Origin of the sequence: Pseudomonas edaphica, assembly GCF_005863185.1 — a bacterium.
Classification (GTDB): domain Bacteria; phylum Pseudomonadota; class Gammaproteobacteria; order Pseudomonadales; family Pseudomonadaceae; genus Aquipseudomonas; species Aquipseudomonas edaphica.
The window spans coordinates 1-9,633 of record NZ_VBVZ01000210.1; the positions used below are offsets into that span (position 1 = coordinate 1).

The window sequence follows — 9,633 nt, forward strand, 5'->3', positions numbered from 1 at the left end:
GTTGAGGATCACCGCCACCACGTTGCTGCCGTCTTCTGCGGCAGCGTCTTCCAGCAATTGGGCCGAGTTGTCGCGGCTACCGTCATCCACCAGGATGATTTCGTATTCGTAAGCCAATTGCTTGCAAGCTGCAGTCGTGCGACGCAGCAATTCAGGCAGGCTCTCTTGTTCGTTGTAGACCGGGATAACGATCGACACGCAATGAATAGGGTAGGGTTTCAAAGATTCATGACCTCGGGGCTAGAACAATTGGAGCGTGAAAACAGCAGTAATCAGTCGGCAACAACGCCGGCCGATTAAATGTAGCGTGGGTGTGCGGCATTCGTTCGACTTTCCTGAGGACGGGCAACGGTTTCTTCCATGGGCTAGCAGAGTAAAGACGAAAACTATGAAAGGTAAAGCGTAATCAACAGGTTAGTCGGGGAAGACGCGGTTCGTTCTCAAGGCCTGCGGTCAAGTTTAAGCGGAAAATTGTTGAACGAATATGAAAGGCGGATGAAAAACTCGTTTATTTGACAGGTAGACAGGTAGGGTTCAGCTAAACCGCTGAAGCGCCTGGGGATTGGTTCTGCAGGCAAAACCGCGACGGATTCTGCACCACTGCGCAGGCGCGTAAGGTAATTCAACAAACTTCTCTGCAATGGCCCTCAAGTGCCGGTAAAGTAAGCCATCTCTTGCCAGGGTAGTCGGATGAATAGTGTGCGGATTTTGCACGGCCAGTTGCGGCCTGCATTGATGGGCTTGTTGATGGTGGTGGCCTGTGTCACTACCGTTCGAGCCGACGATGGCGTGGCGCTTACCAGCATCGAGCAGGTGCCGGACGGCGTGGAAGTGCGCGGCAAACAGGTCGCGGCCTATACCTGGGACGACCACCAAGGCAAGAACTTGCTGGTACTCGCCGAGCAAGTCAGCGAGCGTGATGACGACGGTACCCAGTCGGCATTTGTCTACGCGGCCCAGTATTTGCTCGGCGGCGACCGCCCCAAGCGTGTCTGGATGCTCTATGACGATGTGCAGCATTGCGAATTCGATGCAGGGCTGCGTTTTGACAGGGCGGCAACCAAGGTCACTGATCTTGCCGGTGATGGCGTTACCCAGGCCACGGTGGGCTATTCGCGCACCTGCACCAGCGATGTCAGCCCGCGTGAGTTCAAGCTGATCATGCATGTCGGCAAGTCCCAGAAGTACCGCCTGCGCGGTGTCGATCGCGTCGGTGCAAGCTGGTGGGACGAGGATGCCGGTGCCCTGCGAGGTATGCCGCTGCCTACTGACTGCAGCGTTGCCGCACAGCAGGCACTGGTCAGCCAGTACAAGGAGCAGGGCACCGAGTTGCCGCTGCCGGGCTGTTATGGCGATGAAAGCGACTTTGCCAAAGCGCCGGACAGCTACCTGGCGTTCATGCGTCAGCACTGGTTTGCACTGATGCACAAACAGGATGCCGACTGGAGCCAATCCCAGGCGCAACCTCAGGCTGAAAACCCGACCGAGGACGACGAATCGGCGCCGTGATGTTGTGCCGTGATTTGGTGCCAAGCCCGGTCCTGAGTTAGACTCGATCCTCGCCAATTCACTAAATACCTCGATTAAACAAAGGCTTGAATGAGGTATTTAATCCAAAGGCTGATCTACCTTGACTGAGTCTATCCGCAACCCACTGACCCTTTACCTCACCCGCTTGGCGCCCTCCAGCCAACTGACCATGCGCTACGTGCTGCAAGATGCCGCCGACCGCCTGGGCTACGAAGATATCAACCTGGAAGAGATCGACTGGCACCTGCTGCAACCCGAACAGGTGATTGCCCTGGTCGGCGCATTGCGCGAGGACGGCTGCGCGCCGAACACTTCTTCGCTGTATGTGAATGCGGTACGCGGGGTGATGAACGAGGCCTGGCGAATGAGCCTGATCAGCCAGGACCACCTGTTGAAGATGCGCTCGGTCAAGGCCACGCCGGGCACACGCCTCAGCCAGGGCCGTAACCTGCGCCGCACCCTGATCCGCGAAATGATGGAAGTCTGTGCCGCCGACCCACGCCCTCAAGGCCTGCGGGATGCCGCCGTGATCGGCATTTTGTATGGTTCAGGCATGCGCAAGTCGGAGTCGGTCAACCTGGACCTGGCGCAGATCAACTTCGATGAACGCAGCTTGCGTGTGATTGGCAAAGGCAACAAAGAACTGATCAAGTACGCCCCAGCCTGGGCGTTTGACAAGTTGCAGGCCTGGCTGGCGTTTCGTCGCGAGCAGCTCAAGGAAGGCGAGCAGGATGATAGCTTCCTGTTCAATCGTATTCGCCGGGGCAGCCATATCACCCGTGAACGCATCACCAAGCACGCGATTTACTACATCGCCCGTCAACGCGGTGAGCAGGTGGGCGTGAAGATCATGCCCCATGACTTCCGACGCTCGTTCATCACGCGGGTGATTGAAGAACACGACCTGTCGATTGCGCAGAAACTGGCGCATCACACCAATATCCAGACCACCGCCAGTTATGACGTGCGCGATGACAACGAGCGGCGCCGGGCGGTGGACAGGTTTGATTTGTAGCTTCCAGGTCAGACACTGATTAAAACTGTGGGAGCGAGCTTGCTCGCGATTGCGGTGTGTCAGTGACAGATTGACTGCCTGATACACCGCAATCGCGGGCAAGCCCGCTCCCACATTAGGGCTATGTGAGGTTTAGAGAATCGGTTTGCCGCCAGTGACCGCGTACCGTGAGCCGGAGATATAGCTGGCTTCGTCCGAGGCCAGCAGCACATAGATCGGTGCCACCTCTACAGGCTGGCCTGGCCGCCCGAGCGGTGTTTCGCTGCCAAAGCTCTGCACATCCTTGTCGGGCATGGTCGCTACAATCAGCGGCGTCCAGATCGGCCCTGGTGCCACGCTGTTGACGCGAATACCCTTGTCACCCAGCAACTGCGCCAGGCCACCGGTGAAGTTGGCAATCGCGCCTTTGGTGGCGGCGTAGGCCAACAGGGTTGGCTTGGGCATATCGGAATTAACCGAACTGGTGTTGATGATCGAGCTGCCGGCTTTCATATGCGGCAGGGCCGCCTTGCAGATCCTAAACATCGCGGTGATGTTGATATCGAAGGTCTTGACCCATTCTTCATCCTCGATATCTTCGAGGGTTTCGTGGGTCATCTGGAACGCGGCGTTGTTGACCAGCACATCGATGCGGCCAAACTGCTCGACGGTCTTGTCCACCAGCGCCTGGCAGTTGGTTTTTTGCGCGATATCGCCCGGCAACAACAGGCATTGACGGCCCGCTTCTTCGACCCAGCGTGCGGTTTCCTGGGCGTCTTCATGCTCATCCAGGTACGCGATGGCTACGTCGGCGCCCTCACGGGCAAAGGCGATCGCCACCGCGCGGCCAATACCGCTGTCGGCGCCGGTGATCAGGGCGATCTTGTTGGCCAACCGGCCGGAGCCTTTATAGCTCTTCTCGCCGCAGTCGGGGTACGGGTCCATTTTCTTCTGGGTGCCCGGCACGGACTGGGCTTGGGGCGCGAAGGGTGGGCGAGGGTAGTCGGTCATGTCTAACTCCATAGAACGTCAAAGGTGCTATGGAGTTAGGTGTTTTGCCGCCCGCGATAGTTGTAATGGATGGGCCACGCCCCCGACGAATGGCGTCAATCACGCGCCAGGTGAGCCGGCAAACGACGCAGGGTCCATAAGGTCACCAGCATCGCCGCCACCGCACACAGCGCGATGCCGACCAGCATGGGCGCAGGTGTATGGTCGGCAAACACGCCAACCAGCGTCATGGACACGGCCGCCGTGATCATCTGGATAGCACCGAGCAGTGCCGAGGCAGAACCTGCCACTGCGCCGTGATCCTCCATGGACAACACCCCCGCGGCTGGCAATAACAGGCCGAGAAAACCGAAACCGATAAACAGCAGTGCCATCATCAAGGCGAGGTTGTCACTCCACAAGGTGGTGACGGCCAGCGCGCTCATAACCACCGCCACGCCGATCACCGACCCGCGAATCAGCGGCGCCAGGCCAAAACGCGCGCTCAGGCGTGCGGTCAGTTGGCTCATGGCGAAGAAGGACGCGGCGTTTACTGCAAAACACAGGCTGAATTGCGTAGGCGTCAGGCCGAAATACTCGATGTACACGAACGGCGCGCTGCCGATAAACACAAAGAACGTCGCCAAGCCAAACCCGCACACCACCGACAGGCCGGTGAATACCGGGTCGCGCAGCAAGGCGCCGTAGCTGCCGATCGCACTGCCCAGGGTCTTGCCCAGGCGGCGTTCGGCAGGATGGGTTTCGGGCAGTTGCACAAAGGTCATCACCAGGCACAACAGCGAAACCACTGCGAGCACCACGAACACTTCACGCCAGCTCCAGAGTGAAATCACCACGCTGCCGGCCAAGGGCGCGAGGATCGGCGAAACACTCATCACCAGCATCAGCAGGGCCATCAACCGTGCGGCTTCGTGGCCGGTGTACAGGTCACGCACCACCGCCCGCGGGATCACCATGCCGGCGCATGCGCCAAAGGCTTGCAGGGCACGAAAACCAATCAGCACTTCAATCGTCGGCGCCAGCGCACAGCCGACGCTGGCCACCGCGAAAATCGCCAGGCCCGCGTAAATCGGCGGCTTGCGACCGTACACATCGCTGATCGGCCCGTAAAACAACTGGCACACGCCAATGATCATGAAGAACACCGTCAGGCTCATCTGCACGGCCGCCGGCGACGCCTGCAGGCTGGCACCCAGGGTGGGTAGCGCAGGCAGATAGCTGTCGATGGCGAAAGGGCCGATGGCGGTGATCAACCCGAGCAACAAGGCGAGGTGGGCAATACTTCGAGACATGGGGGTTCCGGGTCACAGCAAAAGATCGGCCAGCTTAGTGAGCTGTACCTGGGCACACAAGATGATGCTTACACAGACGCTACATTTTCCTGCGGCTTGACTGATCTTCATAAAATAAAGATTGAATAATCACACTTAATGTTATTTAAATAACAAAACAAGAGCGCTACGACCTGCCTGGTCGTGCCGCAACAAGGTGAGATAGCAATGGGCAAGATCGCAGTCATCGGCAGCAACATGGTGGATTTGATTACCTACATCGACCGCATGCCGGACCAGGGCGAAACCCTGGAAGCGCCGGGCTTTGCCCTGGGGTGTGGCGGCAAAGGCGCCAACCAGGCGGTGGCGGCGGCCAAGCTTGGCGCGCAGGTGCTGATGCTGAGTAAAGTCGGTGACGACATGTTCGCCGACAACACCCTGGCCAACTTCCAGCGTTTTGGTATCGACACCCGTTACGTGCAGCGTGTGCCGGGCGTCTCCAGCGGCGTCGCGCCGATTTTTGTGCGCGCCGATTCCCATAACAGCATTTTGATCGTCAAAGGCGCCAATGCGCATTTGTTGCCAGCGGACATCGAGACGGCCGCTGCCGACCTGCGTGAATGCACGCTGATCGTGCTGCAACTGGAGATCAACCTGGACACGGTCTACTGCGCCATCGAATTTGCCCGCCGCCATGGCATTACGGTGCTGCTCAACCCGGCGCCGGCCCTGGCCGACTTGAGTGCCGAGCACCTGGCGCAGTTGGATTTCCTGATTCCCAACGAATCGGAACTGGCGTTGATCACCGGTCGCGTCGTGGACTCGCCGGACTCGGCCCGCAGCGCCGCGCGTACGTTGGTGGCCAGCGGCATTCGCCACGTGATCGTCACCCTCGGCGAGCACGGCGCGCTGTACGTGGGCGCGGAGGGCGAGTTCCAGGTGCCCGGCCAGCGGGTGGTGGCCCGCGACACTACCGGCGCCGGTGATGCGTTTATCGGTTGTTTCATCCAGCACTGGAGCCGCGACGGCGCTATTCGCCAGGCCATGGAGCAAGCGGTGGCGTATTCCGCCTGTTCGGTCACAGCGCTGGGTACACAGACCTCCTATCCCGACGCCGAAGCGTTCGCCCGTTTCCAGCAACAGCGGTAAGACTCTCAACCCAGCCCGGAGAACAATAATGAACAAACCTGCGCTGCAACAGACACCCGATGGCTTCTATCTGAACCGCACGCCCTGGTTCGCGTTTATCCTGCTGTGCAGCATTTTTGCATTGTGGGCTGCAGCGGCGAGCATGAACGACGTGCTGATCGCGCACTTCAAGAAAGCCTTCCTGCTCAGCGATTTCCAAACCGCCTTTGTGCAGTCGGCGTTTTACCTGGGGTACTTTTTCGTGGCGATTCCGGCCGCGATGGTGGTGCGCCGCTTAAGCTACAAAAGCACCATTCTGATCGGCCTGTTGCTGTACATGCTGGGCTGCCTGCTGTTCTTCCCAGCCGCGTCCACCGCCAAATACGGCATGTTCCTGCTGGCCCTGTTTGTGATTGCCGCCGGTCTGTCGTTCCTGGAAACCGCGTGCAATACCTATTCAACCCTGATGGGACCACGGGAAACCGGGACGCGGCGCTTGAATATCTCGCAAACCTTTCACCCATTCGGCGCCATGGCCGGGGTGTACGTGGGCAGCTTTGTGATGTTCAAGGACACCGATGCCACCACCGAGCAACTGACGCAGATGAGCGCCTCCGAGGCGGCGGTGCAGCAGTTGCAGATGATCCAGTCCACGCTGTTGCCCTACAAGTGGATGATCGCCGTACTGGTGCTGATGTTTATCCTGATCGCCATTACCCGGTTCCCGGCCTGCAAGGGCAATAAGCCCGTCGACAATAAATCCGGCAGCCTGCGCCAAAGCCTGGGCCGACTGTGGCGCAACCCGCGCTTTACCTTTGGTGTACTGGCGCAGTTTCTGTATGTGGGCGCGCAAGTTGGTGTGTGGAGTTTCACCATTCGCCTAGCCATGCAGATGGGCGGCATGAATGAGCGCAGCGCTTCATGGTTCCTGTTGACGACCTTTGCCGCCTACTTTGTCGGCAAGATGATCGCTAACCTGCTGATGCGCCGCCTGCACCCGGCCCGGGTATTGGCGATTTATGGCGTGCTGTGCATTGTGCTGCTGGCTTACACCATCCTGGTGCCGAATATTTCGGCGGTGTATGCGGCGGTTGGCGTGAGCATTTTTCTCGGACCGTGCTGGCCAACCATCTACGGCCTGACCATCGATGGCCTGGGTGAGGACACCGGTGTCGGCGGTTCACTGCTGGTGATGAGCATTGTCGGTGGCGGGGTGATTCCGATCTTCCAGGGCCTGTTGTCTGACGCCAGCGGTGGCAACATGCAGTTGGCCTACAGCGTGCCGTTGCTGTGCTTTATCGTGATCGTGATGTATGCGCTCAAGTGCATGCGCCAGTCGGACAGCGTGCCGTCGGGTGCGGCGGCGGTGGCCTCATGAACACGCGTATCCCGCTGTATCCGGTGCTGTTCAGCGAGCAGGAAAAGGTCTTGCTACAGTCCGAAGACTTCAAGGTCAGCGCCTGGGTTTACCCGTCCGGCGTGCTGGCCGTGGGCCTGGAGAACAGCCGTGGACGCCTGGTGGTGTTGCCTTATCAAGGGCAGATGATCTGGTCGGCGGTGTTCGACGGCTGCGACCTGACCATGACCAACCTGTTCGAGCAGCCAAGGCCTAGCCCGACCGTCATTGATACTTATGGCTGCTTTATGTTTCACAGTGGCCTGCTGCGCAACGGTTGCCCGGCGCCGGATGACACCCATGCCTTGCACGGCGAAATGCCCTGCGCGCCCATGGACACAGCTTGGCTGGAAATAGGCGAGGGCGTTGTGAGCCTGGGTGGCACTTACCAATATGCCAAGGGCTTTGGCGATCGATACAGGGCAACCCCGAGCGTGACACTGCGCGCCGATTCAGCCCTGTTCGATATCGATATGGACGTCACCAACCTGGCCGGCAAGCCCATGGAACTGATGTACATGGCCCATATGAACTACGCCTATGTGGCCGGCGCGCGGTTTGTCGAGCCGCTGGGCATGCAGCGCCTGCGCCTGCGCACCAGCGTGCCGGACCACGTCAAGCCCACGCCTGACTGGAGCGCCTATATGGCGCAACTGGCCGAGCATCCGGCGCAGTTGGCGTGTCTCGACACACCGGCGTTGTACGACCCTGAAATCGTGTTTTTCTTCGACGACGTGGGCACAGACGCCAGCGGCCATGCACATTTTCTGCTGGACCACCCGAATGGTGCGGCGTTTTACACCCGTTATCGCCCCAAGGAGTTCGAGCACGCCGCACGCTGGATCCTGCACTCACCGGACCAGCAAGTGGCGGCGTTCGTACTGCCGTCAACCTGTGAACCCGAAGGTTATAACGCCGAAAAAGCCAAAGGTCACGTGCGTGTGCTGGCGGCCGGGGCCAGCGCTTCGTTCAGCGTGACCACCGGCTACTTGAATGCGCGGGAGCGCCAAACGTTGCTGGGTTAAACCAGCAATTGCGCGCCGCTGGCCTGGATGGCTTCTTTGTACGCTTGGGGGATTTTCTTGTCGCTGACCACGTATTGAAAGTCTGCAAGGCTGGCAAAGTGCGCAGTGCGCACCGTGTCGAACTTGCTGAAGTCCGCCAGCAGCACGCGCTGCTGGGCTTGGCGCAGGACCTTTTGCTTGACCTCGACTTCATTGAAGTTGAAGCAGGTCACGCCAAATTCCTGGCTGACGCCCGCCGCCGTCACAAAGGCCCACGTGAGGCGCACGCTGTCGAGAATGCTGCTTTCGGCGCTGCTTTCAAATACTTGGTTCTTGCGGTGAAAGGTGCCGCCGCACAGCACGATATGGCAGTTGGGCTTGTTCTGCAGCTTGAGCAACACGTTCAACGAGCTGCATACCGCGGTGAACTCCAACTCGTCGGGGATGAAATCAATCACAAACGGCGAGGTGGTACCGCAGTCAAAAAATACCGTGTCGCCGGGCTGTATCAACCGCGCAGCGAGTTTGCCGATGCGGCGTTTTTCTTCGACGTGACGCGTGCCTTGGTCGGCGACCCGGTAATCACCGGCCTCACTGCCGACCCGTGTGATGTAGCCACCGAGCAGGCGCAAATGCTCGCTGAAGTGGCTGAGGTCGCGGCGCAGGGTCATCTCGGAAACATCCAGCAGCGCCGCCATTTCCCGCAGGTGAATGGCGCTCTGGTCCTGCAGGGCTTGCTGGATAAGCTTGAGTCGCTCGGCTTTTTTACTGTCCACGGGCATTCCAGGGCTTGATTGTTTGTGTTAACTAAGTAACATTAATTGTGAATATTGTAACGCTTAATGTGAGCACCGCAGCACGCGGCACACCACCATTGGCAACATACAGGCAAGGGCACGTTATATGAATACGCTTCAACCCGCAGCATTGGCCAAGTACATCGATCACACCTTGCTGGCCCCCGATGCCACCCGTGAACAGATTCGCACCTTGTGCGAAGAAGCACAGGCGCACGGCTTTTATTCCGTATGCCTGAACTCGGGGCAGGTGCCTTACGCCGCGTCCTGCCTGACCGACGATCGCGTGGTGATCTGTGCGGTGGTGGGCTTCCCGTTGGGCGCCGGCCTGAGCGACACCAAGGCCTTTGAAGCCGAACGGGCGATAGCCGCCGGGGCAGGGGAGATCGACATGGTGCCCAATATCGGCTGGCTGAAGGACGGCCTGCTTGAGGCCGTGCGCGAAGACATAGCCTTGGTGCATAAAGCCTGCGGCGCCGTGCCATTGAAGGTGATCCTGGAA

Annotated in this window: 10 protein-coding genes; 6 read left to right on the forward strand and 4 right to left on the reverse strand. The window is 59.3% G+C overall.

The genetic code is table 11. The features are described 5' to 3' along the window. Window positions 1-222 (reverse strand): glycosyltransferase (locus FEM54_RS15505; protein ID WP_138451767.1); only part of this gene is annotated, 222 nt, incomplete at its 3' end. Window positions 223-690: 468 nt separating this feature from the next. On the opposite strand from FEM54_RS15505, the gene FEM54_RS15510 reads away from it, so the two are divergent. Further along, complete coding sequence (locus tag FEM54_RS15510) at window positions 691-1,509, forward strand: M949_RS01915 family surface polysaccharide biosynthesis protein (protein ID WP_138451769.1); 819 nt, start codon at window positions 691-693, stop codon at window positions 1,507-1,509. Window positions 1,510-1,630: 121 nt separating this feature from the next. Continuing rightward, complete coding sequence (locus FEM54_RS15515) at window positions 1,631-2,545, forward strand: site-specific integrase (RefSeq protein WP_099549753.1); 915 nt, start codon at window positions 1,631-1,633, stop codon at window positions 2,543-2,545. A 132-nt stretch (window positions 2,546-2,677) separates the two neighbouring features. On the opposite strand, the gene FEM54_RS15520 is transcribed toward FEM54_RS15515, so the two are convergent. Together FEM54_RS15520 and FEM54_RS15525 are read right to left on the reverse strand one after the other, a co-directional pair. Then, on the reverse strand, window positions 2,678-3,535 hold the full coding sequence (locus FEM54_RS15520) for an SDR family oxidoreductase (RefSeq protein WP_138451771.1): 858 nt from the start codon (window positions 3,533-3,535) through the stop codon (window positions 2,678-2,680). 95 nt (window positions 3,536-3,630) lie between these two features. After that, window positions 3,631-4,827, reverse strand: coding sequence for a multidrug effflux MFS transporter (locus tag FEM54_RS15525; protein WP_017135711.1), 1,197 nt, complete (start codon window positions 4,825-4,827; stop codon window positions 3,631-3,633). Between the two features lie 207 nt (window positions 4,828-5,034). Between FEM54_RS15525 and rbsK the strand changes: the two genes are divergently transcribed. The 3 genes from rbsK to FEM54_RS15540 are packed head-to-tail and all read left to right on the forward strand — an operon-like array spanning window position 5,035 to window position 8,355. After that, window positions 5,035-5,955, forward strand: a complete 921-nt coding sequence (gene rbsK, locus FEM54_RS15530; protein ID WP_138451773.1) for a ribokinase — start codon at window positions 5,035-5,037, stop codon at window positions 5,953-5,955. 28 nt (window positions 5,956-5,983) lie between these two features. Continuing rightward, complete coding sequence (fucP, locus tag FEM54_RS15535; RefSeq protein WP_017135709.1) at window positions 5,984-7,312, forward strand: L-fucose:H+ symporter permease; 1,329 nt, start codon at window positions 5,984-5,986, stop codon at window positions 7,310-7,312. After that, on the forward strand, window positions 7,309-8,355 hold the full coding sequence (locus tag FEM54_RS15540) for an aldose 1-epimerase family protein (protein WP_138451775.1): 1,047 nt from the start codon (window positions 7,309-7,311) through the stop codon (window positions 8,353-8,355). The genes fucP and FEM54_RS15540 overlap by 4 nt, the downstream gene beginning before the upstream one ends. On the opposite strand, the gene deoR is transcribed toward FEM54_RS15540, so the two are convergent. Then, entirely contained in the window at window positions 8,352-9,110 is a 759-nt protein-coding gene (deoR, locus tag FEM54_RS15545) for a DNA-binding transcriptional repressor DeoR (protein WP_017135707.1), read from the reverse strand. The two genes, FEM54_RS15540 and deoR, sit on opposite strands and share 4 nt — an antisense overlap. A 127-nt stretch (window positions 9,111-9,237) precedes the next feature. Between deoR and deoC the strand changes: the two genes are divergently transcribed. Further along, window positions 9,238-9,633, forward strand: a 396-nt coding sequence (gene deoC / locus FEM54_RS15550; protein ID WP_138451777.1) for a deoxyribose-phosphate aldolase, incomplete at its 3' end; no start/stop codon positions are given.

Excerpts from the sequence above, each read along its gene's own strand:
- FEM54_RS15525 (WP_017135711.1), bottom strand. The coding sequence starts at position 4,827 with ATGTCTCGAAGTATTGCCCACCTCGCCTTGTTGCTCGGGTTGATCACC.
- FEM54_RS15520 (WP_138451771.1), bottom strand. The coding sequence starts at position 3,535 with ATGACCGACTACCCTCGCCCACCCTTCGCGCCCCAAGCCCAGTCCGTG.
- FEM54_RS15540 (WP_138451775.1), top strand. The coding sequence starts at position 7,309 with ATGAACACGCGTATCCCGCTGTATCCGGTGCTGTTCAGCGAGCAGGAA.
- FEM54_RS15510 (WP_138451769.1), top strand. The coding sequence starts at position 691 with ATGAATAGTGTGCGGATTTTGCACGGCCAGTTGCGGCCTGCATTGATG.
- rbsK (WP_138451773.1), top strand. The coding sequence starts at position 5,035 with ATGGGCAAGATCGCAGTCATCGGCAGCAACATGGTGGATTTGATTACC.
- fucP (WP_017135709.1), top strand. The coding sequence starts at position 5,984 with ATGAACAAACCTGCGCTGCAACAGACACCCGATGGCTTCTATCTGAAC.